The organism is Aeromonas sp. SrichE-2G, from assembly GCF_017939565.1.
Lineage (GTDB): Bacteria > Pseudomonadota > Gammaproteobacteria > Enterobacterales > Aeromonadaceae > Aeromonas > Aeromonas taiwanensis.
On record NZ_JAGKRG010000005.1, the window covers coordinates 50,676 to 75,427 of the forward strand.

Here is a 24,752-nt window from a genome sequence, read left to right on the forward strand (position 1 = left end):
ACAAGGAAGATAACAATATGCAACAGATCTTGAGGCCCAGCAGGCTTGCCATGCTGGTCGCCCTTGCGGCCGTCCCTGCCTGGGCGCAGGCCGCTTACCCCGCCTATCAGGCCGGCACCGCCTACAAGGCTGGCGACATCGTCAGCAACGCAGGCGCTCTCTATGAATGCAAGGAATTCCCCTACTCCGGCTGGTGTGGTGCCTCCCCCTATCACTATGAGCCCGGGGTCGGCACCGTCTGGACCGATGCCTGGAAGCGCTATGGCGGCGAGGTACCGCCACCGGCCCTGGTCGTCGCCATCGGCTCTCCTGCCGTTGGCAGCAGCGTCAGTGAGGGGGCCAGCCTGGCCCTGGCGGTGACCCTGAGCGGCCCGGTCACGGCGCTCGCCAAGGTGGAGTACCTCATCGACGGCACCCTGGTCGCCACCGCAACGGCTTCCCCCTGGAGTGCGAGCTGGTCTGCCGCCGGTGTGGGCAATCACGCCCTCAAGGCCCGGGCGCTGGACAAGGATGGCAAGGTGCTGAGCGAGGCGGACTCCAGCTTCCAGGTCGCCGCCGTGGTCGCGCCCGAGGCGCCCAAAGTGAGCATCGCGAACCCGGCCGCCGGCGCCAGGGTAACCCTGGGTCGCAGCGTGGCGGTGAGTGGCAACGTCACCGACGCCAATGATGACGTCGCCAGGGTCGAGCTCTTCGTGAATGGCCAGAAGGTGGGCGAAGACACCAGCGCCCCCTGGCAAGTGAGCTGGACGCCCCAGAACAAGGGGCTGGCCGGTCTCAAGCTGGTGGCGACCGACAAGGCCAATCTCTCTGGCGAGTCGGCCCAGATGGATGTGCAGGTGGAAGAGGCCGCACTGCCTCCCACCGGCGGCAACCTCACCTGCGACGTGCGCCAGATCTACCGCGCCGACGGCAGCGAGTGCATGGGGGATGATCACGGTCGCCGTGTCATCGGCTACTTCACCTCCTGGCGCACCGGCAAGAACGGCCTGCCTGCCTACCTGGTGAACGACATCCCCTGGGACAAGATCACCCACATCAACTACGCCTTCGCGGCGGTGGACGAGCAGAGCCACATCATCAAGGTGGACGACTCGGCCACCAAGATGACCTGGAACGGCGTGCCGGGCGCCGAGATGGATCCCGAGTTCGCCTACCAGGGCCACTTCAACCTGCTGTCGAAGTACAAGAAGCAGTATCCGGACGTGAAGACCCTCATCTCCGTCGGGGGCTGGGCCGATACCCGCGGCTTCTACGCCGCCACCACCAAGGGCGACTGCTCGGTCAATACCGCCGGCATCAACGCCTTTGCCGACTCGGCCGTGGGCTTCATCCGCCAGTACGGCTTCGATGGGGTGGATATCGACTACGAGTACCCCACCTCCATGAAGGATGCGGGCAACCCCAACGACTTCCCGCTCTCCAACCTGTGTCGCGGCAAGCTCTTTGCGAACTATGAAGTGCTGATGAAGACCCTGCGCAACAAGCTCGACAGCGCCGGCACCGAGGACGGTCGCAAGTACATGCTGACCATCGCCTCGCCGGCCTCGGCCTACCTGCTGCGCGGCATGGAAAACTTCCAGGTCACCCAGTACCTCGACTACGTCAACCTGATGACCTATGACTTCCACGGCGCCTGGAACCACTTCGTCGGCCACAACGCCGCCCTGTTCGACAACAAGGCGGATCCCGAGCTGGCCCAGTGGGGGGTCTACACCCAGGCCCAGTTTGGCGGCATCGGCTATCTCAACTCCGCCTGGGCGGCCCACTACTTCCGTGGTGCCCTGGCGGCGGGCAAGATCAACATCGGGGTGCCCTATTACACCCGTGGCTGGCAGGGGGTCACCGGTGGCACCCACGGTCTGGGTGGCAAGGCGGCGCTGCCGAGCCAGAGCGATTGCCAGCCGGGCACCGGTGGCAGCACCATCCCCTGCGGCAACGGGGCGGTGGGCATCGACAACATCTGGCATGACCTCGACAAGAACGGCAAGGAGATTGGTGGCGGCGCCGTGCCCATGTGGCACGCCAAGAACCTGGAGCACGCAGCCAGCCTCGGCATTACCACCCTGCCGAGCTACGGCCAGGCCTGGGGTCTGGATCCCAACAACCCGGCAGACGTGATCCAAGGGCAGTATGTGCGTTATTACGACGACAAGGCCCATGCGCCCTGGCTCTGGAACGAGCAGAAAAGGGTGTTCCTCTCCACCGAAGATGAAGAGTCCATGGGTCACAAGCTCGACTACATCGTCAAGCGCGGCCTGGGGGGCGTCATGTTCTGGGAGATGGCGGGGGACTATGACTTCGACGCCGCGAAGAACGAGTACGTGATGGGCAGTACCCTCACCAGCCTGGCCTACGAGAAGTTCAGCAAGGCCGACAAGGCGGCCCTGAAGCAGAATGACCTGCCGGCTCCGGCCGCTCAGCTCGACATCGGCGTGAGCCTCTCCGGCTTCAAGGAGGGGGACTCCAACTACCCGATCAACCCGACCCTGAAGCTCACCAACAAGTCGACCCAGACCATTCCGGGCGGCACCCGCATCGAGTTCCTGGTGCCCACCTCCACCTCAGACACCATCACCGACCAGAGCGGCATGGGGCTGAAAGTGGTGGAGAGCGGCGGCAACCAGAACTCGGACGGCATCGCCAACGAGAAGGACTTCCACAAGGTGGCCCTGACGCTGCCGGCCTGGAAGGCCTGGGCGCCGGGTACCGACGTGGAAGTGGCCATGACCTACTATCTGCCGGCCGCTGGCGTGCCGAGCGGCATGCGCCTGATTGCCGGCAGCCAGACCATAGGCCTGAAGTCCGACTTCCCGGCCCTGGCCGAGGCGGCGCTGGGCAGCAGTGGTGGTAGTGACGGCGGCAGTGGTGGCACCACCTGTGCCAGCCAGAACGTCAACCCGGCGGACTACAATGCCTATCCGACCTGGCCGCGCGGGGATCACGCCAATGGCAACGACCGCATGACCAACGGCAAGGCGGTGTGGCAGGCCAACTGGTGGACCAGCAGCGAGCCCAAGGCGGGCGACGGCAGCTGGAAACTGGTGTGCAACTACTGAGTTGTCCCGGCTGCTGTACCAGCAGCGAACTCAGAGCGGGCGATGGCAGCTGGAAACTGGTGTGCAACTACTGAGTTGCCCCGGCTGCTGTACCAGCAGCGAACTCAGAGCGGGCGATGGCAGCTGGAAGCTGGTGTGCAACTACTGAGTTGTCCCGGCTGCTGTACCAGCCGCGAACTCAGAGCGTGCGACGGCAGCTGGAAGCTGGTGTGCAGCTACTGATGACAGGTTGAGGGGGCAACCCCGTCTCAACGCAATGACCCAATCCGGAGCCCAGGCTCCGGATTTTTTTGCAGCCTATATAAGGAGAAAACAGGCATCTCGTGAAAAAGGGGGGAGGGACCATAAAAAAGACCGCTCCGAAGAGCGGCCAATTGCCACCAAGGCAATCTGCGGGGCAGGTCCCCTTGTGCTTGCCGACCGGGCGGGAAGGCGCTTCCCTCGGCCGGATGGCCGCCCCGAACGTCCGGGGCGGCCCGTTGTTGTCGCTTACTGGGTGACGGCGCCGCCCTGCTGCTCCTTCAAGAAGCTGATCCAGGGGGTGGCACGACCGCTGACGTTGCCATTCTGGGCGGCCTGGGTGAAGGCGTTGAGCGCCTCCTTCGGCTTTTGCTGCTCAAAATAGGCGACCCCGGTCAGGAACTTCAGATCTGCCCGCTGCTCCCCGCTGGCGTTGGCGGCTGGCTTGGCGGCCAGCGCCACCAGATCCTGATAGCGTTTGCTCTGGATCATCATGCGCGCCATCTTGAGCTGCAGCTCGGCATTGGGGGCCAGCTTGTAGGACTTGGCCAGGGTGTCGATGGCCGGGTCCAGCTCCTTGGCCTGATGCCAGTAGTTGGCGAGCGTCTTGTAGTTGGCCGCATTGCTCTCGATCTGCCCCTCCTTCATGGCCTTCTCCATCACGCGGGCAGCGCGGTGGGGAATGCCGGCGAAGGCGAGGTAGTTGGCGAGCCGCTGCAACTCGTTGGCTTCGGTCAGCATGCCGAGGTTGTAGGCGCCTTCCAGTGCCGCCAGGGCCTTGGCATCGTTGCCCGCCTGCATGTGCATGGCCGAGAGCTGGGTCCAGTACTTCTTCTTCTCCGGATAGCGGTCGACCAGCGCGGTCAGCACCTCGGTGGCCGGCTTGTACTGTTTCAGCTCGTAGTGGGCCGCCATCTTCAGCAGGTACCAGGACTCCGGCGCCTTGCCCGCAGAGAGCTTGATCGCGCTGTCCACCGCCGGAATGGCTTCCCGGTACTGCTTGAGCTGCACATGGGCGTTGGCCAGGGTGATGTAGGCGTGCGGGGTCGGTTTCTCGTCCTTGCCGAGGTTCGCGAACCACTCCTTCATGGTGCTGATGGAGCCCTTGAAGTTCCCCTCGGCCATGTAGAGCTGGGCCAGGTTGTAGCGCACCTGCTGGGCCACGGGGGGAGGCAGGCCGCCGGTGGCGATGGCGTCGGCGAAGTACTTGGTCGCCTGACCGTACTTCTCCTGCTGGGCGGCCACGAAGCCCAGGGTCTGCAGAATGACCCCCTTGTCGTAGACCCGCTCGCCTGCGCCGGACAGCGCCTCCTGCAGCTTGGCATTGGCCTCGCCGTATTTCTTCTCGGTGATCAACGCCTGGGCCTTGTTGACCGCGCGGTAGGCGCGGTCAGACAGGGCGGGCTGCTCGGCGGCCCAGCTGGCGGTGCTGAGCAGCACCGCCATGGCTACCGGGGCGAGGATCAGGGTGTGTAACTTTTTCATCGCCACCTTCCTTAGTTGGTCGCAAACTCGATCTCTTGCTGCATGCGACTGGCCTGCGGCTTGCCGTCCACCATGGCCGGCTTGAAGGTCCACTTGGCGATGGTCTGGCGTGCTGCCTTGCCGAGGTCATAGCTGCGGGGCTCTTCCTTGACGATCCGGATGTTGCTGACGGTGCCGCGCTCGGTGACGGTGAACTCCACCAGTACCTTGCCGGAGGCGAGGCCGGCCAGCGCCGCCTTGCGGGGCATCATGGGCTCGAAGGTCGCCATCGGGATTGCGCCGTTGTTGCCGCCGATGCCACCACCACCACCGCCGGTGCTGTAGGCACCGAGGGCGTTGCCACCACCGATATTGACCGGGATGTCGAGTTTGGGCATGTCCATGGGGGAGCTCTCCATCTGCGGCCTGTCCGTGCTCGCCACCTCCATCTCGGGCGGGGGGGGCGGACGGTTCGGGGGCGGCGGCTTGGGCAGTTCCCGTTGCTTCTCTTGCAAGGTCTCCTGAGGCTTGAGGCGAATGAAGTCGGTCATGGTGACGTCTTCCCTCTCCGTCAGCTCCCGGTGATCCGGCGTGATGAGCTTGTTCATTCCCAGGAACAGGAAGAACACCACCACGCAGGAGACCGCTAACGATATCAGGTATCTCATAGGGCTCGCTCCGGCATCAGCTGCTCTTGCTCGCCGCGATGGAGATGTTCTGGACACCGGCCATGCGGATCTGATCCATGACCTGGACCACCAGCCCGGAACGGGACTCGGTATCGGCCTGGATCACCACGGCGCTCTCCGGGTTCTCCGCCCGCAGCCGCTCGATGTTGGCACGCACCGCGCCCACCTCGACGACCCGTTTGTCGACCCAGACCTGACCGTTCTCGCGGACCGCGACCATGATGTTCCCCTTCTTCACCGTCTCGGCCGTGCTGGCGCTCGGGCGGTTGATCTCCACGCCGGACTCCTTGACGAACGAGGTGGTGACGATGAAGAAGATCAGCATGATGAACACGATGTCCAGCATGGGGGTCAAATCGATGGCCGCCTCGTCCGCACCGCTGTCGCTGTGACGTTTTCTCATGGCAAAAAACTCCTTGCTTGTTCTGTGCCCCGGCGGGCATGGCCCGGCCGGGGGTGTGCATCCTGCATCAGCCGTGTTTCAGGTTGTCTTCCAGCTTCTGCACGGCCAGCTTGGCCTTGTGATCGAGCTGGTTGACAAAAAACAGGCCGGAAAGGGCGGCAATCATGCCCGCCATGGTCGGCACCGTCGCCTTGGAGATCCCCGAGGCCATTGCCCGCGGTGAGCCTGTGCCGGTGATGGCCAGGGTGTCGAACACCTGTACCATGCCGACCACGGTGCCCAGCAGCCCCATCAGCGGGCAGAGGGCGATCAGCACCTTGATGACCGGCATCCCCTTGTCCACGGCCATGGAGACCCGGGAGACCAGCTCGCGGCGGATCTGCTTGGCGGACCAGGAGAGGTGATCGGTGCGGGCCAGCCAGGCCGCCTTGGTCTGCTTCACCTGCTTGGGGTAGACCGCCATGAAGTAGAACCAGCGCTCCAGCAGCAGGGCCCACATCATCAGGGTCAGGAAGAACAGGGCGACCAGCACGTCGCCCCCCAATCCCAGAAACCGGCGGACCGACTCGACTTCTTCAATCAACCAGAACCACATGGGTGACTCCTTAGGCTGCGGCCTTGGCGGCGTGCAGACGTTCCTGATAGCGGGCGACGAAGCCGGCGCTCTGCTCTTCCAGGACCTGGATGAGACGGCGGCTCTGGGTCTGCACTATGGTGTAGAGGAACAGCATGGGCACGGCCACGACCAGACCCTGCATGGTGGTCACCAGGGCTTCGGAGATACCGCCCGCCATCAGCTTGGGATCGCCGGTACCGAACAGGGTGATGGCCTGGAAGGTGGCGATCATGCCGACCACTGTCCCCAGCAGACCCAGCAGCGGGGCGACCGAGGCGATCAGCTTGATGATGCTGATGCCCTTCTCGAACTTGGGCACGTTGCGCAGGATGATCTCGTCGAGCTTGGACTCCAGATCCTCGATGTTGTCACCGCGGTGCTCCTGGTAGGCCACCAGCATCTCGCCGATGGGGTTGCCCTTGATGACCTGCTCGGACTTCAGCTGCTTGCGCATGGAACCGCCGATGAGGGAGAGGCGGGCACCGCAGAACAGGGCCAGCAGGGTACCAAGCACGCCGAGTACCATGATGACGTAGCCGACTTCACCCCCCTGATCGATCCGTTCTTTCAGGGTCGGAGACTGTACCAGCAGGGAGAGGATCACGCCGCGGGACGGGTCGATGAACACGGGTTTGATGCTGCCGTCGCCCTGCTCAAAGTCGGCAACGGGCTCCAGCACCGCCTTGTCCGGCTGGCGGGGCAGCTGTTCGAACTTGCCGGTCTCCGGCACGAAGGTCAGGTACTTGCCCTCGGAGACGGTGTTGAACTCGCCGATCTGGGTCACTGTCTTCTCGGCCTGGTTGCCCTCGCCATAGACCACGGTGGCCGGGAGCTGGCTCACCTTGCCACCGTCGACCATGCGGCTAAGGGTGGTGGTCCAGAAGGCGGTCAGGTCATCGCTGGAGGGGAGCTCCTTGCTCTCGGCCAGGCGGGTCAGCAGGGCGGATTGCTCGGGGTGCTCGACCCGGCGGGCGGAGGCGTTGAAGATCCCCTTAAACTCACCGGCGAACTGGCGCAGTACGCCGAACATCTCGCCCATGTTGCCGGAGCGCTGGCGCAGGGTCTCGGTCAGCTCGGTGAGCTGCTTGTCGTTGGCATCGAAGGTGGCCTTGAGCTGTTCACCTCGGGCGGTCTCGGCGGCGAGCTCGGCCTTGGCCTTGGCCAGCAGGGCGCCCTGCTCGTTCTTGTCAGCCAGGAAGCGGGCTTCCCGCTCCTTGTTGATCTGGGATTCGCTGGCGCTGGCGGCTTTCACCTGGCTCAGCAGGGCATTGAGATCCACCGGCTTCTCGGCGGCGGTCACAGGCAAGGTGACCAGGGTAGCCCCCGCAATCAGGGAGGCAATGGCGAGTTTGATTCCTTTCATGATGCTTTCTCCGCAGTTTGAACCGGCAGCTTGATGAGGGCGGGGGGCGCCTGCTTCTTGGCGATGCGAAGGCCCTGTTCGACGGCGCTGCGATACTCCTGGGGCAGTTCTTCCCACTGGCGGGTCTTCTTGTTCCACATGCCGGTCTCGTTGCCATCCGGGGACTGGTAGAGCAGGGCGATGCGGCCCACGCGCAGGAACTCGTAGGTCTTCTCGCTGCCATCCTTGTCCAGGCTCGCCTTGTAGGACTCGATGGTGCGGCTGAAGCCCTCCTCGATCTGGTAGGCCTCGAGGATCTTGCGGTACTTCTCGGAGATGGTGACGTCAGCCCGGTTCATGAGATCGGTCAGGGCCGCCACGCGGTCCTCACGCTCCACCTTCTGGAACGGCAGGTCCAGGGAGACGAACTGATCGAGGGAGTCGATCATCTTGAGCATCAGGGGCACCACTTCGGTGCTGGTCTGGTCGATCTGGGCGATCTGCTTCTGCATGGAGGCGAGCTCGGCGCTCTGGGACTCGACCATCTTGCCCACTTGCTCGTTGTAGGTGCGCAGGCTGTCGACCTGACGCAGGGCGGCCTTGTACTGGGCCAGGGCAGACTCGGCAGACTCGGCGTAGTTGTCGATCTTCTGCTGGGAAACTTTGGATGCATTGTCGGTGGCGGCTTGAGCGTCCACTGCCTGACCGGCAGAGGCGGCACTCAGATTGAAGCTGGTCATCAAGGCAGCCGAAACCAGGCTGCCGAGGAGCGCTTTCTTCATTGTAATTGTCCTTGTTTTCATAGGATTACCCTATCTCCGTAACTTCCTTGGGGCATGGGGCAAAGCCGGCCCGAACGGGCCGGCTTGTCATCTGCAGGTGAATTAGAACTTCTGGCTGTAGTCGAGGTAGTAGATGCGACCGTCGATGCTGTAGAGGTCTTCGTCGTAGGTGAAGCCATCGCTCTCGAGGGACGGGCCCGCGTTGAACATGTTCTTCACGCCGACCTGGATCTTGCCATCCCAGGGTGCATCCACGCCGACGTTCAGGTTCCAGGTGGTCTGGGACGCGATGTGGCCCACTTCCTCACCGGTATCGGCGATATAGTCCTGGCTCTGGGAGTCGATGTAGTTCGCGCTCAGGTAGGTATCCATGTTCCACCATTGGGGAACATTGACGCCGACACCGGAGCTGAAGCGCAGCTGCGGCAGACCGTTCTGGCCGATCTTGTCGATGACGGGGCCACCGGCGTACAGACCTTCCTCGTACTCGAGGATGTAGGTACCGCCCAGGTCGTAGCGGATGGTGGCGTAGTTCAGGTCGTACTTGTAGTCCACCTTCAGATCAAGACCCGAGGTCTTGAGGGTGCCCAGGTTGACCATGGGCGCGATGGCGCCGCTGATCTTGCCCTGGCTGTTGCGGGTGATGTAGCTGGAGCCGCCGCTGTTCAGCTCGTCATAGATGACGGACTGCAGGGAGTTCAGCTGGATCACGTCGTCGATCTTGATGGTGTAGTAGTCCAGGGAGAAGTTCAGGTCATCCAGCGGGCTGTAAGCCACACCGAAGTTCCAGGTATCCGCGGTCTCTTCCTTCAGCTCTTCGTTGGAGGTACGGGTGGTATTGTACTGACGGTTCGGGCAGTCAGCGGCGGAGATGCCGTTGGCCTCGCAGTAGACATAGTCCTTGGCCCAGTCGGCGGAGTAGGAGTCAGCCGAGTAGAGGTCGCTCAGGCTCGGGGCGCGGAACGAACGGGACCAGGAGGTGCGCAACATCAGGTTGTCCAGCGGCTGGTAGCGCAGGCTCGCCTTGGGGGAGAAGGCGCTGCCGAAGTCGCTGTAGTCATCGAAGCGACCGGCCACGTTCAGCTCGATCTGCTCGGTGATGGGCACCAGGGACTCGATGTAGGCGGCGGTCACATCCCGGACACCACCGGAGGAGTTGCCGGAGGAGCCGATGATGTTGCCGGCCTCGGACTGGGCATCGTACTTGTCGGTATAGACCCAGTCGTTGTACTCGGCGCCCGCGTACCAGCTGACCGGACCGGCCGGCAGTTCACCCATGTCCCACTGGACACCGGCGTACCACTGGTAGAAGTCCATGGTGGAGCGGCGGCTGGTGTCGGCGGCCATGGAGGCCGTTGTCTTGGGATCAAACTCGCCACCGACGAACTTGCCGTCGGCCACTGCCTGCTGGGCAGCGGACTTCAGGACGTAACCGGTGCCGTTCTCCTTGTTGTCGGTCTTGGAGTACATGTAGCCGGCGTTCCACTGCATGTCGCCGACGCTTTCGGTGGTGATGGTACCCTCGAAGCCCAGGTTCATGCTGCCGGTCATGTCGGTGACCAGGTTGTCGCGGGGGCCGACGTTGTTGAAGCGGTAGTAGGCATAGGCAGCTTCACCCAGGCCCTGGGTGGCGGCGGCATCCAGGCCGTTGTCGGCGAAGAACTGGGCGTTCTTCGGGTTGGCCGGATCGATGGTGAAGGCGCCGGCGGCCGGGGCGAAGCGGCCGAAACTCTCGACCCGGGAGCCGATGAGCTGCGGCACGAAGTCGACGTTGTCGTTGATGTGATAGCGACCGTTCACGTACAGGGTGTCGCGGCTGCGGGAGGCCGTGGTGGCAGCCACTTGGCCGTAGTTGAAGTTACAGCCGTCCTCGAACCCGACGAAGGGGGACTTACAGGTGCCATCGGCATTGGTGGCGCCGGCCAGGGGACCGTATTTCCAGATGGGATCCCCGTTTGCATCGAGGCCGGTGATCCCTTCCACGTTGCGGCCATAGGCGCTGGGGGCATCGTTGCCCTGTTTGGAGAGATAATCGCGATCCCGGCTGTAGATGACGTCCTTCTTGTCGTGCTCGTAGACCGCCATCAGGGAGCCCTTCTCGCCGGCAACGCCCGCGACGATGGAGCCGCTCTTCTCGTCACCACCCTCTTCGGTCGGGGAGCCGAGACGTCCCTGGAAGGTCAGGCCTTCATAGCCCTCTTTGAGCACCACGTTGATGACACCCCCGATGGCGTCGGAACCGTAGATGGCGGAGCCGCCGTCCAGGTTGACTTCGACACGCTCAACGGCAGCCATGGGGATGGTGTTCAGGTTGATGGAGGTACCACCCATGGTGGGGGAGCCCGCCACCCGTTTGCCGTTCAGCAGGACCAGGGTACGCTCTGAACCCAGGCCGCGCAGGCCGACGGTGGATTGGGACTGGAAGGAGCTGCCGGAAGCCGGGGAGACGCCACCAAAGGAGTTGTAGGAGGCCTGCTTGAGGTAATCGGCGACGGTCTGCTGACCGGACTGTTCGATTTTTGCCTTGGTCACGGAGACGACCGGGGTGGCGCCTTCCACATCGACACGGGAGATCCGCGAGCCGGTGACCTTGATTTTTTGCAGTTTTTCGACGTTCTGGCCCTCTTCGGCCAGGACAGGGGTAGCCACTACTGCCGCGCTCGCCAAGGCAAACGCGACGGCAGCAGAGAGTCTGCTTTTCCTAAGCATCGCTAGTATCCTTCCTGATTGTTTTTTGTTTGCTTCCATACCGCCCTCGTTGGAGCGGTGCGTAAGGCTTATCAAGGTTTGATGATTGACGTCAAATGGAGCGGCAAGGATGGGGGCGACGGAACTAATTAGATGACTATGGGCAATTGTTTGATTGTTTTTGGTGTTTTATTCCGAAAGAAATGCCTCGTGTTTTGTAAAGATGTTGTTAAGGCCCTTCTTTACGATTTTATTTATTATTTTTGAACTTATCGATAAGGCATCTGTCGGGTCTGGTTCGATATCGTAAAACGACATTTTTACAGTGTTTTTATCTATATTGGCGAAGGAGTCAGTATGGGTTCAGCCAGGAGGTTCCGGCATTCCCCTTCTTCTCTATATAGGTAAAAATGGCACCGGATGTCACCATGGTTATGTGATTGATTTATATTGGTTTTTTGTTTGTTTAAACAGGTGCGTAATTATTATTTTAATTATTAAAAACAAGTTTCATGACAGGGCGTAGCAGTTTTTTATATTGAAGTTGGCTTTTTTGGAAAAAAATATCAGCGGGTTGTGCTGCAAGTGACTCCCAGGAGCAATGACCTGGTTCTACTTGATTTTTGTTGCAGAGCTTTTACAGTGACCGAGCCGGATTGTCTGCCGATAACAGGCAATTCAGTGAGTAATGCCAGGAAGGATAGGCTCGTCATCGGATGTGACTGGCCATAAAAGAACAACAAGGACGAGGTTCCACCATGCTGTCGTATTTCCTACGTCGGATGCTTTTGATCATCCCGACGTTTCTCGGTATCACCCTGCTCGTCTTCACCATCACCCGCTTCGTGCCGGGCGGCCCGGTCGAGCGCATGCTGCTCCAGGCACAGGTCTCGCAAAACGAGAGCGGTCGCTCCAGTGGCAGCAAGGGGGCACAGGCGCTCTCCGATGAGCAGATCGAGGAGCTCAAGGCGTTCTACGGTCTCGACAAGCCCATGCTGATCGCCTATTGGGAGTGGTTGCAGAAGCTGGCGGTGCTGGATCTCGGCGAGTCGACCCGCTACTACGAGCCGGTTTGGGATCTCATCAAGGATCGCCTGCCTGTGACCGCCTTCTTCGGGCTCGCGACCTTCCTGCTGAGCTACGCCGTCTCCATCCCGCTCGGGGTGGCCAAGGCGCTCAGGCACAACAGCCGCTTCGATTCGCTCAGTTCCATGCTCATCTACATGGCCTATGCGCTGCCCGCCTACGTGGTGGGGATCTTCCTCATCACCGTCTTCGCCTTCCATCTGGAGTGGCTGCCCATGGGGGGCTTCCCCGGGGACGATTTCGAATACATGGAGAGCAGCTGGGATCAGATCCGTACCGTCTTCGCCCACGCCCTGCTGCCCCTCATCGCCTACGCCATCGGGGATTTCGCCATCCTCACCATGACCATGAAGAACAGCCTGATGGAGAACCTGTCGGCGGATTACGTGCGCACCGCCGTGGCCAAGGGGTTGCCGTTTCGCAAGGCGGTCACCGATCACGCCATGCGCAACAGCCTGATCCCCATCGCGAGCCACCTGGGGTCAGTGCTCACCGTCTTCTTCGGCGGCTCCTTCCTCATCGAGACCATCTTCAACATCGACGGCATCGGCCTGCTCGGCTACGAGGCCATCGTGGAGCGGGACTACCCCACCGTCATGGGCATTCTGGCCATCACCTCCCTGCTGATGCTGGTGGGCAATATCGTCTCCGACATCTGCGTGGCCCTGGTCGATCCCCGCGTGCGGTTTGGAGAATAACCATGCAGCTTAATCCGGTTACCTTGAAAAAACTCAAGCGTTTCAAATCGATAAAACGCGGTTACTACTCTTTCATCATCTTCTCGGCCCTGGTGATCATCTCCCTCTTGGCGGAGCTCCTGGTCAACAGCCGGGCGCTGGCGGTGAGCTATCAGGGGGAGCTCTACTTCCCCACCTATGGGGACGTGATCCCGGGTCAGCAGTTCGGGCTCGACTACGAGTACGAGACCAACTATCGCCAACTGAAAGCCAAGCTTGAGCAGGAAGGGAAGGGGGACTGGGTGCTGCTGCCCCTGGTGCCCTGGAATCCCTATGAGCAGGACTTCAAGGAGGAGGCCTATCCGCCCTATGCCCCGAGCCTTGAGGAGCGCCACTTCCTCGGCACCGACACCAGCGGTCGCGACGTGCTGGCGCGCTTGGTCTACGGCTTTCGCATCGCCATCGGCTTTGCCTTCATCGCCCTGGTGGCGAGCTATGTCATCGGGGTCACCATCGGCTGCATGATGGGCTTCCTCGGCGGTCGTTTTGACCTCCTGATGCAGCGCTTCATCGAGATCTGGTCCCAGGTGCCCTTCCTCTACGTCATCATGATCCTGGTCTCCCTGGCCAAGCCGAACTTCGGCCTGTTTGTGGGCATCAACGTGCTGTTCGGCTGGATGGGGATCACCTGGTACATGCGCACCCTTACCTACAAGGAGCGGGCGCGGGACTACGTGATGGCGGCGCGGGCCCAGGGCGCGGGCACGGGGCGCATCATCTTCAACCACATCCTGCCCAACACCCTGATGATGATCGTCACCCTGGCCCCCTTTGCCGTGGTGGGCAACATCTCCACCCTGACGGCGCTGGACTATCTTGGCTTCGGGCTGGCGCCGCCGACCCCGAGCTGGGGAGAACTGCTCTCCCAGGGGATCAACAACCTGGATGCCATCTGGATCGTGAGCTCGGTGGTGGCGGCGGTGAGTCTGGTGCTCATCATGGTCTCCTTCATCGGCGAGGCCATCCGGGAGGCGTTCGACCCGCGCAAGTTTACCCGCTATCAGTGAGGTGCGGCGCCAGGCATGGCCGCACAGTGATGACCCTTAATCGAGAAGCCCCCAGTGAAGGGGCATGACCAGGAAGTCAAATATGAACAATAAAATCAAATGGATAGGTGCACTTTTTCTGCTGGTGAACGGGACCTGGGTGTGGGCGGCCAGCCTGCCCGCGGGTCTCGAGTGGGAAACCAACGACACCGACCCCGTGTTCGCCTCCCCCAAGGCGCTGCCCGGCGGCAGCATCACCATGTTCGTGGACAGCTTCCCGCTGACGTTTCGCACCGTGGGCCCCGACTCCAACGGCGCGTTTCGCTCCTTCATCCTGGACAACCAGCTGAGGCTCATCAGCTTCCACCCCAATACGGGCAATCCCATCCCCTCCCTCGCGAGTGCCTGGGCCATCGCGCCGGACAGCCAGACCGTCTACTTCAAGCTCGACCCGCGCGCCAAATGGTCGGACGGCAAGCCCGTCACCGCCGATGACTACACCTTCGGCTACGAGATGATGCGCTCCAAGGACATCAAGGGCCCCTGGTTCAACAACTACTACACCACAGAGGTGGTGGCGGTGGAGAAGATTGACGACCACACCATCCTGGTGAAGGCGGGCAGCCGGAAGGCCAAGCTGGATCTCCTGAACACCACAGAGCTCTGGCCCCAGCCCAAGCACTACTACAAGATGGGCCCGAACTGGGTGAAGCAGTACAACTGGGCCGTGGTGCCGACCACGGGCCCCTATGTGATGAGCGAGGTGAAGAAGGGCAAGTCCGTGACCTTCAGCAAGCAGAAGGAGTGGTGGGCAAAAGACGATCGCTACAACCAGCACAGGTTCAACCTCGATACCATCAAGGTGCAGGTGATCCGCGATCACAACATCGCGTTCCGCCACTTCCTGAAGGGGGAGCTCGACACCTTCGAGATGATCCTGCCGAACTGGTGGCATGAGAAGGCCGTGACCCCGGAGTACAAGAAGGGCTATGTGCAGAAGGTGATGGCCATGACCGACACCAAGCAGGGGGGGCAGGGGGTTCACCTCAACGTCAGCAACCCCAAGCTTGCTGACATCAACGTGCGCCTCGGCATCCAGCACGCCATGAATCTCGACAAGATGATCGAGACGGTGCTGCGCGGCGACTATGACAGGGCCACCACCTTCGGCTCGGGTTTTGGCGAGTTCACCGACATGACCCTGCCCGAGCGCGCCTACGACATCGCCAAGGCGCGGGAGTACTTCGCCAAGGGCGGCTACGCCAAGCCGGGGCCGGACGGCATACTGCAGAATGACAAGGGGGAGCGGCTGACCCTGGCCCTCACCTACACCAGCCAGGAGCACTCCAAGCGACTGACTGTGCTCAAGGAAGAGGCCAAGAAGGCGGGCCTGGATCTGGAGCTCAACCTGGTGGACGGCGCCACCGGCTTCAAGGTGATGCTGGAGAAGAAACACGAGGCGGCCTGGCTCGGCTGGGGGGGCGGCGGCCTCTATCCGCAGTATTGGGAGTCGTTCCACTCGGACAACGCCAACAAGCCCCAGACCAACAACCTGTTCAACGTGGCCGACAAGGAGCTGGATAATCTTATCGACGCCTACAACGTCGAGTTCGACATGGGCAAGCGGGCGGAGATCTCCCGCCAGATCCAGCAGCGCATCTATGATCTCGCCATCTTCGTACCCGGGGTTCAGCTCAACTATGTGAGGGCCAGCAGCTGGCGCTACGTGATGCTGCCCGAGGTACCCGCCACCCGAAACACCCCGGATCAGCTCTACTGGCCCATGGACGGCTACCCCCACAGCAGTGGCGGCCTGCTCTGGATCGATCCCAAGGTGAGGGAGGAGACCCGCCAAGCCAAGGAAGCGGACAAGGCGCTTGCCCCCATCACCCTGATTGACAAGACCTATGCACATCATTGAGGGAGAGACGATGGCAGCGACAGAGTCTCCCCTGCTCGGCACCCGGGGTCGTGAGGGGCAGCGCCAGGCCCCCATCCTCGAAGTGCGTGACCTCGAGGTGGAGTTCGCCGTCGACGACGGCAAGATAAAGGTGCTCGACGGGGTCAGTTTCCAGGTCGCCCCCGGCCAGACCCTGGGGATAGTCGGCGAGTCCGGCTGTGGCAAGAGCGTCACCTCGCTCGCCATCATGGGCCTGCTGCCCAAGCCCCACGGCCAGGTAGTGGCGGGTTCCATCCGCTTTCAGGGGGAGGAGCTGCTCTCCCTGCCGCCGGATCAGATGTACAGGGTGCGCGGCAACCGCATCTCCATGATCTTCCAGGAGCCCATGACGGCGCTCAACCCGGTGCAGACGGTCGGGGATCAGCTGATGGAGGTGTTTTCGCTGCACAGACCCGACTACAGCAAGGCCGAGCGCCGAGAGGCCGCCATCGCCATGTTGCAGAAGGTGGGGATCCCCGAGCCGGCCCAGCGTTTTGCGGCCTACCCCCACAACCTGTCGGGGGGAATGCGCCAGCGGGTGATGATCGCCATGGCCCTGGCCTGTGAGCCCGACCTGCTCATCTGTGACGAACCGACCACGGCGCTGGACGTCACCATCCAGGCCCAGATCCTGGATCTGATGAAGGCGCTGCAGGCCCAGACCGGCATGGCCATCATCTTCATCACCCATGATCTCGGGGTGGTAGCGGAGCTGTGCGACGAGGTGGTGGTGATGTATGCGGGCCGGGCGGTGGAGCGGGCAGACATCTTCGAGCTGTTTGACCACCCGCGCCATCCCTATACTCATGGTCTGATGGCCTCGATCCCGCGTCTGGAAGATGTGCCAAAGAGCCTGCTCAAGACCATCAAGGGCCAGGTACCCGCCCTGCACGAGATGCCGGCGGGGTGCCGCTTCTCCAACCGCTGCCCCCACGCCACCGCACTCTGCGTGGAGACCATACCGGTGACCGAGTCGTTGACCGAACGCCACGCCGTGGCCTGCCACCACTGGAAGGAGTTGAGCATATGAGCATCTTGTTGTCGGTTCGGGATGGGAAACGGCAGCTCGGCAGCGGGGAGGGCATGGAATCATGGCCATCCTTCGGCCTGGGCGAGCGGGGGCGTGCACGATGAGCATGTTATTATCCATACGGGACCTGAAGCAGCACTTCAAGATGGGGGGCGGCTTCCTGCGCAAGCAATACACCGTCTATGCGGTGGACGGCATCAGCTTCGATCTCAGGCAGGGGGAGACGCTCGGTCTGGTGGGGGAGTCGGGGTGCGGCAAATCCACTCTGGGGCGCTCGCTGCTCAAGCTGTTCGAGCCGACCGCCGGCACCATCACCTTCGAGGGGAAAGATATCACTCACCTCTCGCCCAGGGAGATGCGCTCCCTGCGCCAGGAGATGCAGATCGTGTTTCAGGATCCTGCAGAATCCCTCAACGGCCGCCACACCGTGGGGCAGATCCTGGAAGAGCCCTTCATCATCCACGGCAAGGGCACGGCGGCGCAGCGGCGGGAGTGGGTCCGGGATCTGCTGGACAAGGTGGGGTTGCCCGGCAGTGCGGCGGATCGCTACCCCCACGAGTTTTCCGGCGGTCAGCGCCAGCGTATCGGCATCGCCCGCGCCATCGCCCTCAAGCCCAAGCTGCTGGTCTGTGACGAGGCGGTGTCGGCCCTCGACGTCTCGGTGCAGTCCCAGATAGTGAACCTGCTGCTCACCCTGCAGCGGGAGATGAACCTGGCCATCATCTTCATCGCCCACGATCTGTCGGTGGTCAAACACATCTCCGACCGGATTGCGGTCATGTACCTGGGACGGATCGTGGAGCTGGCCGAGGCCCAGGAACTCTATCTGGCCCCCCGTCACCCTTATACCCAGGCGCTGATCTCGGCCATTCCGGTGCCGGATCCCCGCAGGCGCAACCAGCGTATCCTGCTGACCGGGGACGTGCCGTCCCCCATCTCGCCGCCGAGTGGCTGCCACTTTCATCAGCGTTGCCCCTATGCGACGGATCTGTGCCGCAGCACCTCACCCGGGCTCGAGTCATGCGGCGGGGTGAGCCACCAGGTGGCCTGCCATTTCCCCTTGCCTCCGGCGGAGGCGGCACCACTGGGAAAGGCGGTGTGATACCGGTGTCCACCTCGTCACGGCCGGTATCGAAACCCGGCGACATCGAGGAGACGGAATAAAAAAATGGGGCCTGCGGGCCCCATCTTCATGGTTGGAGTTCAGGTTTGGCCGTGGAACATCTGGCCCGGGCGGGACAGCGCCCCGAAGGGGTAGCTGTAGTGTGGATTGCTGGATTGTTTTGTAATTTATTTACGTTTCTAACTTCAACTTCCGGGCGAACGAAATCAGGCGCCATAGCGGAAGTAGTAGTTGCGGGTTGCAGGCGCATAAGTGACTTTCTCTTCAACGCCTTTCTTGCTGGTGGCACCCTTCAGGTGGAACAGCACTGCCAGGTTCTCAAACATATATTCACCTCATCATTGGTCATCATGGGTTGTGTGTGACCTGGGTCACGGTTTGATCCTAGGGGTTTATGTGACATGGATCAACTTTTCGTGTTGTAAATTTACATAAATCATGGAAAAGGTTTTCAATTTCAGGGTTGCTTATGGATACGCTTTCAAGCCCCAGTGTTGAGAAGAGGGGGAGAGGCAGGCGGGAGGACGCAGGCTGAGAGAGGGCAGAAACGAGATGCCCCGCACGGGGCGGGGCATCTTGAGGCGTGACCAAAACGCTTATTTGGCCGGGATATGTTCCAGCACGTGGACCAGCAGTTGCCAGAAGCGCTCGACCGCCGGGATGTGCACCTTCTCCCCCGGCGCGTGGGCGCCGCGAATGGTGGGGCCGAAGGAGACCATGTCCCACTCCGGGTAGGCGCTCTTGAACAGACCGCACTCGAGACCGGCGTGGATCACCATGACGTTCGGCATCTCGCCGAACAGGGTCTGGTAGCTGTTGCGTACCAGCGCCATCACCGGGGAGTCCACATTCGGGGCCCAGCCCGGGTAGGCGCCGGTGAACTCGCAGCTGGCGCCGGCCAGGGTAAACAGGGAGCGGGTCATCTGCTCGATGTTCTCGCGGCCGGAGTCGATGAGTGAGCGGATCAGGCACTGCACATAGACTTCCCCCTCGAGCGTCTTGATGACACCCAGGTTGGTGGAGGTCTCGGTGACGCCCGGGATGGCGTCGCTCATGCGCATCACCCCGTTCGGGCAGGCCATCAGGGCGTCCAGCAGGCGGGCCTGCAGGGATTCGCTCATCAGCTGGGCCGGTTTCTCCTGGCTGTTGAGCAGCACGGTCAGGTTCGCCTCGGTGGCAGCCAGCTCGCTCTGGTAGATGCCGGTGTAGCGGTCGACCAGGGCCTTGAAGTCGTTCACGCTGGCGGCGGGCACCAGCAGGGTGGCGCGAGCCTCGCGCGGGATCGCGTTGCGCAGGGTACCGCCACTGATATCGGCCAGGCGTATGCCGAGCGGCTCGGCCGCCTTGAGCAGACGTACCAGCAGCTTGTTGGCGTTGCCACGACCGCGGTGAATGTCGACCCCGGAATGACCGCCGCGCAGGCCTTTCACCTGCAGTTCGAACCCTTCACCCTCGGTGGAGGCGACCCGCTCCAGGGGGAAGCGGATATTGGCGTCGACCCCGCCGGCGCAGCCCATGTAGACCTCGCCATCCTCTTCGGAGTCGGTGTTCAGCAGGATCTCCCCTTCCAGCCAGCCGGCCTCCAGACCGAAGGCGCCGGTCATGCCGGTCTCTTCGTCCGTAGTCAGCAGCACTTCCAGCGGGCCGTGCTTGATGGTCTTGTCGGCCAGCACGGCCAGACAGCCGGCCATGCCCATGCCGTTGTCGGCACCCAGGGTGGTGCCACGGGCAGTGACCCATTCACCGTCGATGTAGGCATCGATGGGGTCCTTGGTGAAGTCGTGCTGGGTATCGGCGTTGGCCTGGGGAACCATGTCGATGTGGGCCTGCAGCACCACGGCCTTGCGGTTTTCCATCCCCGGCGTGGCCGGCTTCTTGATGATGATGTTGCCCACGGCGTCCTGTTTGACCGCCAGGCCTTCTCCCTGGGCCCACTGCACTACCCAGGCGCTCAGCTGGGCCTCGTGCTTGGAGGGGTGGGGGATGGAGCAGATCTGCTCGAAGAATTGCCAAATCAATTTGGGAGACAGAGAACTAAGCTGTGCCACGTCGGGACTCCTTACCAGCATGGAAATTGTCGGGGCCCCATCTGCGGGCCGGGGAAGAGGATAACGATAATACAGTCAATCACGCAAAAATGTGAGCGATCAGCGCAAATAGCGGTCTGCTTGTGCTGGTAAAGGGAACTTGCATGGCGAACTTCACTGCCCTGTGCCGCTCGGTCAGCACAACATGAAATTTGTGAGTCACATCACAAAAATATTGTCTTTTTGGCGCCGGGTGGTAAATTAGCCGCCGTGGTCACCCCACTTGTCAGGATGACAATGAATGCCTCCAGGGAACCGAAGCAAAGCAAGTGCGCCTCCATGGAACCGAGTGTCCGTTCAAGGATTTGAACCCGCATTAAGGTACGTAACTTGTTAAGCAATCAGGAGTTCATGATGTCAGGCAGCAATTCAACCTATTGGTTTGCCCAATCTCTCTATACCCAGGGCTTCAACTACCCGAATCCCTACGCCGGTCGCCGCTGAGGCAGACAGGCAACCGTCAAGCAGCAGGCGCGTGAGGACTTCATCCTCCCCCTGCTATTTTTTTACCCGCTCGCTACCCGATGTGCGGTATGGGCAGCCCGAATGAGCACCCTGCTGGTGAAAACCTGTCCCATCCTGCGCCAGACTGGCGGAAGATGGCCGACTTTTCCTGTTTTTCGCATACGTTTGCCACGCATTTTATCGATAAAGGGTGCTATCATACCGGCCCAACAGCCGGCCCGAGCTCGGGATCCTGCCCGACCTGGCCGCCAGCTACCCCCAATCCCTGCGTTCACTGCATCCGTGTTTGCCACCGAGGCGCCAGCCCTGAGGCGGCAAACGTGCAAGCAAAATTCGGGAAACGGGGCGCCAGAATTGACCGGTTTCCCGGTGTCTGCCGGGGGCCTTGCTTCTTAAGTGATTGCTTTATAACTCGTTGAGATCGACAGCATGCCTAAAAAATTCTACGTGTCCTGGGACAACCTGCAACGTGAAGCGCGCCGCCTGGCCCGTCGTCAACTGCCCGTCAGCCAGTGGAAAGGGATCATCGCAGTCAGCCGTGGCGGTCTGGTGCCTGCGGCTCTGATGGCCCGTGAACTGGGCATCCGCAATGTCGAGACTCTCTGCATCTCCAGCTATGACCACGACAACCAGCGCGAGCTGGTGGTCGTCAAGGCCGCGACCACGGCCGGTGACGGCGAAGGCTGGCTGGTGGTGGATGATCTGGTGGACACCGGCGGCACCGCCAAGGCGATCCGCGAGCTCTACCCGCGTGCCAAGTTCATCACCATCTTCGCCAAGCCCATGGGCGAGCCTTTGGTGGATGACTTCGAAGTTGCCATTCCGCAGGACACCTGGATCGAGCAGCCCTGGGACATGGCGCTGGAGTTCGCCAAGCCGATCTGCGACGAAGAGTAATCGCCACGCCGCCCCCGCAGGCACATTCTGGTGCCGGGATGGTGTAATTGGGCCCCTTATGGGGCCCAACGTGTTTCTGGTGTGGCTGCCCGCCCTGAAAAGTGGTTAAGATGGAGCATTGTTTGCGACAGAAGAGCCACCATCTTGGAACCAAACGACGATACCAACCTGACGGAAAAGCTGTTCACCCGGGTCAAAAAGGTATTGGAAACCTCCGAAATCTCCAACTCCAGCCCCGTTGGCGAGCAGGATGGCTCGCTGACCGAGAGTTTCATCGACGGCGCCCTGTCCCCCCATTGGTACCGCCTGCTGCGTCGCCCGACCTGGGCCTGGCAGGGGGCCGATCCGGTGGAGGTGGAGCAGACCCTGGCCCAGATCGCCATGGGGCAGGGGGAGCGTACCCACGAGCGCTACCTGGACACCATCAAGGGCTACGTGCCCGGCAACTGGGTCTACGAGTGGAGCCAGCTTGCCGGCCGCTACTTCAACCGGGGTCGCGAGCTGGTGGCACAGGGTGAGCGGGCCGCCGCCCTGAAAAGCTTGCTCAAGGCGGTGCGCTACTACTCCATCGCGAGTTACCCCCACCTCAAGCACGACGAGCTGGCGGATCAGGCCCAGTTGCTCGGCAACATGGCCTATCGCGAGGCCGGACGCCTGTTCAAGGTGCCCCTCAAGGAGCTGCAGGTCCCGTTCCGGGGCAAGACCATCCAGGGGTATCTGCACCTGCCCACCACCGACAGACCGGTTCCCCTGGTCATCGTCAGCGGCGGCATCGACTCGCTCCAGGTCGACTTCCTCAACTTCTATTTCAAGTGCCTCGAACCCCACGGCATCGGCATGCTGTCGCTGGACATGCCGGGCACGGGCTATGCCGAACACTGGCCCCTGGTGCAGGACACCAGCCGCCTTCACCAGGCGGTGCTCAACTACCTCTCCGAGGTGGCCTGGGTCGATCATCAGCGTATCGCCATGGTGGGATTCAGGCTGGCCGGCAACGTGGCGGCCCGCCTCGCCTTCGTCGAGCCCTTCAAGCTTCGGACCGTGGTCTGCATCGGTGCCGGCATCAACCAGGTGTTTACCAACCAGGAGATGTTTGCCCGCTGCCCGCGCATGATGCGGGACGGGCTGGCGAACCGTCTGGGGGCCGATGCGGCCCAGTGGGATCTGCTGCGCACCAAGTGCCAGGTCTTCTCCCTCAAGACCCAGGGGTTGCTGGGGAGCCGCACTTCCGTGCCGATATTGAGTATCGGGCACAAGAAAGATTTTATTTGTCCCGAGCAGGATGTCCGGGCTCTGGCCGCCGCCAGCCGCAATGGCAAGGCGGTGGTGTTTGACAAGCAACCGCTGCTCGAGGTCTATGACGAGGCGCTCAAGGAGACGGTTGATTGGCTCAAGAAGCACTTATGTACATGATATAAAACTAAAAATGTAACATCATCGTGTGATGGTATGGCTTGTTCAACAGGGAGGTTAGCATGTCAGAGAGAGTGACCTACAAGCGATTGCTGCGGCAATTCGCGGCCATTGGCCCCTATTTGCGGGAAGACCTGTGCGAAGAGGGGCGCTACCGCTTCGACTGTCTTTCCGTCTGCGTCAGCGCCAAGCCGGCGCCTGACAAGCGGGAATTCTGGGGCTGGTGGCTGGTGCTGGAGCAGGAGGATCACCGCTTCAGCTATCACTATCAGGTCGGCTTCTACAATGCGGAAGGGGAGTGGCTCGACAAGCCGCTGCCCAAGAAGCACCAGGCAGAAGTCGAGCGCACCCTCCATCACTTCTACAAGCTCATCAGCGGCAAACTGGCCCAGCTGGAGTGCACCCTGTTGCCGGCCGAGCAGGTGACCGCCGAGCTGAGCGTGACGGCGGCCTGACCCCTGGCCCCGCGCGCACGTTGCGCGGGGCTGCTTCTTCCCTGTCCCGACCACCTTGCACAAGGCTTAATTGCCTTGCAGGGCAACAGGGCCGTGGGTATAAAGGGACTCCTTACTTTTCTGACCCCTTTGTTCCCATGGAAAACAGAACCATAGTCGTCAAACTGGGCACCAGCGTGCTCACCGGGGGATCTGCCCGGCTCAACCGTGCCCACATGGTGGAGCTGGTCAGGCAGTGTGCCGCCTTGCATCGACACGGACACCGCGTCGTGCTGGTCACATCGGGGGCCATCGCCGCCGGTCGTGAACACCTGGGCCATCCTCCACTGGCGCCTACCCTGCCGAACAAGCAGATGCTGGCGGCGATTGGCCAGACCCAGCTCATCCGGGTGTGGCAGGACCTGTTCAATCTCTACGGGTTGCACATCGGCCAGATGCTGCTGACCCGTGCCGATCTGGAGGACAGGGAGCGTTACCTCAACGCCCGCGACACCCTGCGCACCCTGCTCGATCACCGCATCATCCCCGTCATCAACGAGAACGATGCGGTAGCGACCGCCGAGATCAAGGTGGGGGACAATGACAACCTCTCCGCCCGTGCCGCCATCCTGGCGGACGCCGATCTGCTGATCCTGCTGACCGACCAGAAGGGGCTCTTCACCGCGGATCCGCGTACCAACCCGGATGCCCAGCTCATCGAAGAGGTGCAGACCATAGATGACACCCTGAGATCCCTTGCCGGCGACAGCGTCAGCGGCCTTGGCACCGGCGGCATGGCCACCAAGCTGCAGGCGGCCGACGTGGCACGCCGGGCCGGGGTGGACGTGGTGATCGCCACCGGCCAGATCCCGGAAGTGATCGGTCGCCTCGCCGCAGGGGAGCGGGTGGGTACCCTGTTCCCGGCACTGGCGTCGCCTCTGGAAGGGCGCAAGAGCTGGATCCTGGCGGGCCCGCCCCCCCATGGGGAGGTGCATGTGGATCAGGGCGCCGTGGCCGCCATGCAGGAGAAAGGCTCCAGCCTGCTGCCCAAGGGCATAGTGGCGGTCAAGGGGGATTTCGTGCGCGGCGATGTGGTGCGCATCCTGGATCCCAAGGGGAGCGAGCTGGCGCGCGGCATCTGCCGTTATGACCACCTCGAGCTCGACCGCTTGCGCGGCGTCCATTCGGACAACATCGAACAGGTCTTGGGTTACGGCTATGGCGCCGTGGCCATTCACCGGGATGATATGGTGCTGCTGTAAGCCGCACCGATGA

The 24,752-nt window shown here is 62.0% G+C and carries 18 protein-coding genes; 10 read left to right on the forward strand and 8 right to left on the reverse strand.

The features are described 5' to 3' along the window. The first annotated feature begins 50 nt into the window (after positions 1 to 50). Positions 51 to 3,056 (forward strand): glycosyl hydrolase family 18 protein, encoded by a 3,006-nt coding sequence (locus tag J9885_RS09065; protein WP_210549193.1) that lies wholly within the window; start codon positions 51 to 53, stop codon positions 3,054 to 3,056. A gap of 489 nt (positions 3,057 to 3,545) precedes the next feature. On the opposite strand, the gene J9885_RS09070 is transcribed toward J9885_RS09065, so the two are convergent. The 7 genes from J9885_RS09070 to J9885_RS09100 form a co-directional block, all read right to left on the reverse strand. Further along, entirely contained in the window at positions 3,546 to 4,781 is a 1,236-nt protein-coding gene (locus tag J9885_RS09070; RefSeq protein ID WP_043762404.1) for a tetratricopeptide repeat protein, read from the reverse strand. Between the two features lie 11 nt (positions 4,782 to 4,792). Then, positions 4,793 to 5,428 carry an energy transducer TonB gene (locus tag J9885_RS09075; RefSeq protein WP_043808277.1) on the reverse strand — a complete coding sequence of 212 codons (636 nt, stop codon included), beginning with the start codon at positions 5,426 to 5,428 and terminating at the stop codon, positions 4,793 to 4,795. A gap of 16 nt (positions 5,429 to 5,444) precedes the next feature. Next, positions 5,445 to 5,852 (reverse strand): biopolymer transporter ExbD, encoded by a 408-nt coding sequence (locus J9885_RS09080; RefSeq protein WP_005327075.1) that lies wholly within the window; start codon positions 5,850 to 5,852, stop codon positions 5,445 to 5,447. 67 nt (positions 5,853 to 5,919) lie between these two features. Then, positions 5,920 to 6,447, reverse strand: a complete 528-nt coding sequence (locus J9885_RS09085) for a MotA/TolQ/ExbB proton channel family protein (RefSeq protein ID WP_043762401.1) — start codon at positions 6,445 to 6,447, stop codon at positions 5,920 to 5,922. Positions 6,448 to 6,457: 10 nt separating this feature from the next. Further along, the gene (locus J9885_RS09090; protein WP_043762400.1) at positions 6,458 to 7,831 is read right to left on the reverse strand and encodes a MotA/TolQ/ExbB proton channel family protein; all 1,374 of its coding nucleotides are present in this window, start codon (positions 7,829 to 7,831) and stop codon (positions 6,458 to 6,460) included. After that, complete coding sequence (locus J9885_RS09095; protein ID WP_210549031.1) at positions 7,828 to 8,592, reverse strand: DUF3450 domain-containing protein; 765 nt, start codon at positions 8,590 to 8,592, stop codon at positions 7,828 to 7,830. The genes J9885_RS09090 and J9885_RS09095 overlap by 4 nt, the downstream gene beginning before the upstream one ends. Positions 8,593 to 8,694: 102 nt before the next feature. After that, the gene (locus tag J9885_RS09100; protein ID WP_210549033.1) at positions 8,695 to 11,301 is read right to left on the reverse strand and encodes a TonB-dependent receptor; all 2,607 of its coding nucleotides are present in this window, start codon (positions 11,299 to 11,301) and stop codon (positions 8,695 to 8,697) included. A 737-nt stretch (positions 11,302 to 12,038) separates the two neighbouring features. Between J9885_RS09100 and J9885_RS09105 the strand changes: the two genes are divergently transcribed. The 5 genes from J9885_RS09105 (at position 12,039) to J9885_RS09125 (ending at position 18,160) form a co-directional block, all read left to right on the forward strand. Then, positions 12,039 to 13,064, forward strand: coding sequence for an ABC transporter permease subunit (locus J9885_RS09105; RefSeq protein WP_043762394.1), 1,026 nt, complete (start codon positions 12,039 to 12,041; stop codon positions 13,062 to 13,064). Between the two features lie 2 nt (positions 13,065 to 13,066). Beyond that, the gene (locus J9885_RS09110) at positions 13,067 to 14,110 is read left to right on the forward strand and encodes an ABC transporter permease subunit (RefSeq protein WP_134697155.1); all 1,044 of its coding nucleotides are present in this window, start codon (positions 13,067 to 13,069) and stop codon (positions 14,108 to 14,110) included. Positions 14,111 to 14,192: 82 nt separating this feature from the next. Beyond that, positions 14,193 to 16,010 carry an extracellular solute-binding protein gene (locus tag J9885_RS09115; RefSeq protein WP_210549035.1) on the forward strand — a complete coding sequence of 606 codons (1,818 nt, stop codon included), beginning with the start codon at positions 14,193 to 14,195 and terminating at the stop codon, positions 16,008 to 16,010. Positions 16,011 to 16,020: 10 nt separating this feature from the next. Beyond that, positions 16,021 to 17,058, forward strand: coding sequence for an ABC transporter ATP-binding protein (locus J9885_RS09120; protein ID WP_210549037.1), 1,038 nt, complete (start codon positions 16,021 to 16,023; stop codon positions 17,056 to 17,058). 100 nt (positions 17,059 to 17,158) lie between these two features. Further along, on the forward strand, positions 17,159 to 18,160 hold the full coding sequence (locus tag J9885_RS09125; RefSeq protein WP_043762386.1) for a dipeptide ABC transporter ATP-binding protein: 1,002 nt from the start codon (positions 17,159 to 17,161) through the stop codon (positions 18,158 to 18,160). Between the two features lie 617 nt (positions 18,161 to 18,777). Here J9885_RS09125 and J9885_RS09130 read toward each other — a convergent pair. Then, entirely contained in the window at positions 18,778 to 20,229 is a 1,452-nt protein-coding gene (locus J9885_RS09130; protein WP_210549039.1) for an aminoacyl-histidine dipeptidase, read from the reverse strand. Between the two features lie 933 nt (positions 20,230 to 21,162). Here J9885_RS09130 and gpt point away from each other — a divergent pair. The 4 genes from gpt (at position 21,163) to proB (ending at position 24,739) form a co-directional block, all read left to right on the forward strand. After that, entirely contained in the window at positions 21,163 to 21,630 is a 468-nt protein-coding gene (gene gpt / locus J9885_RS09135; protein WP_043762384.1) for a xanthine phosphoribosyltransferase, read from the forward strand. Between the two features lie 144 nt (positions 21,631 to 21,774). Continuing rightward, positions 21,775 to 23,043, forward strand: a complete 1,269-nt coding sequence (frsA, locus tag J9885_RS09140; RefSeq protein ID WP_210549041.1) for an esterase FrsA — start codon at positions 21,775 to 21,777, stop codon at positions 23,041 to 23,043. A 62-nt stretch (positions 23,044 to 23,105) separates the two neighbouring features. Beyond that, the gene (gene crl, locus J9885_RS09145) at positions 23,106 to 23,498 is read left to right on the forward strand and encodes a sigma factor-binding protein Crl (protein WP_043762381.1); all 393 of its coding nucleotides are present in this window, start codon (positions 23,106 to 23,108) and stop codon (positions 23,496 to 23,498) included. Positions 23,499 to 23,635: 137 nt separating this feature from the next. Further along, a complete protein-coding gene (gene proB, locus J9885_RS09150; protein ID WP_043762379.1) occupies positions 23,636 to 24,739 on the forward strand; it encodes a glutamate 5-kinase in 1,104 nt (367 codons plus the stop codon). Positions 24,740 to 24,752 lie beyond the last annotated feature (13 nt).

Coding starts and splice junctions, on each gene's coding strand:
- J9885_RS09075 (WP_043808277.1), bottom strand. CDS start 5,428: ATGAGATACCTGATATCGTTAGCGGTCTCCTGCGTGGTGGTGTTCTTC.
- crl (WP_043762381.1), top strand. CDS start 23,106: ATGTCAGAGAGAGTGACCTACAAGCGATTGCTGCGGCAATTCGCGGCC.
- J9885_RS09110 (WP_134697155.1), top strand. CDS start 13,067: ATGCAGCTTAATCCGGTTACCTTGAAAAAACTCAAGCGTTTCAAATCG.
- J9885_RS09120 (WP_210549037.1), top strand. CDS start 16,021: ATGGCAGCGACAGAGTCTCCCCTGCTCGGCACCCGGGGTCGTGAGGGG.
- J9885_RS09125 (WP_043762386.1), top strand. CDS start 17,159: ATGAGCATGTTATTATCCATACGGGACCTGAAGCAGCACTTCAAGATG.
- J9885_RS09070 (WP_043762404.1), bottom strand. CDS start 4,781: ATGAAAAAGTTACACACCCTGATCCTCGCCCCGGTAGCCATGGCGGTG.
- J9885_RS09090 (WP_043762400.1), bottom strand. CDS start 7,831: ATGAAAGGAATCAAACTCGCCATTGCCTCCCTGATTGCGGGGGCTACC.
- J9885_RS09095 (WP_210549031.1), bottom strand. CDS start 8,592: ATGAAGAAAGCGCTCCTCGGCAGCCTGGTTTCGGCTGCCTTGATGACC.
- J9885_RS09100 (WP_210549033.1), bottom strand. CDS start 11,301: ATGCTTAGGAAAAGCAGACTCTCTGCTGCCGTCGCGTTTGCCTTGGCG.
- J9885_RS09080 (WP_005327075.1), bottom strand. CDS start 5,852: ATGAGAAAACGTCACAGCGACAGCGGTGCGGACGAGGCGGCCATCGAT.
- J9885_RS09065 (WP_210549193.1), top strand. CDS start 51: ATGCTGGTCGCCCTTGCGGCCGTCCCTGCCTGGGCGCAGGCCGCTTAC.
- gpt (WP_043762384.1), top strand. CDS start 21,163: ATGCCTAAAAAATTCTACGTGTCCTGGGACAACCTGCAACGTGAAGCG.
- J9885_RS09105 (WP_043762394.1), top strand. CDS start 12,039: ATGCTGTCGTATTTCCTACGTCGGATGCTTTTGATCATCCCGACGTTT.
- proB (WP_043762379.1), top strand. CDS start 23,636: ATGGAAAACAGAACCATAGTCGTCAAACTGGGCACCAGCGTGCTCACC.
- J9885_RS09115 (WP_210549035.1), top strand. CDS start 14,193: ATGAACAATAAAATCAAATGGATAGGTGCACTTTTTCTGCTGGTGAAC.
- J9885_RS09085 (WP_043762401.1), bottom strand. CDS start 6,447: ATGTGGTTCTGGTTGATTGAAGAAGTCGAGTCGGTCCGCCGGTTTCTG.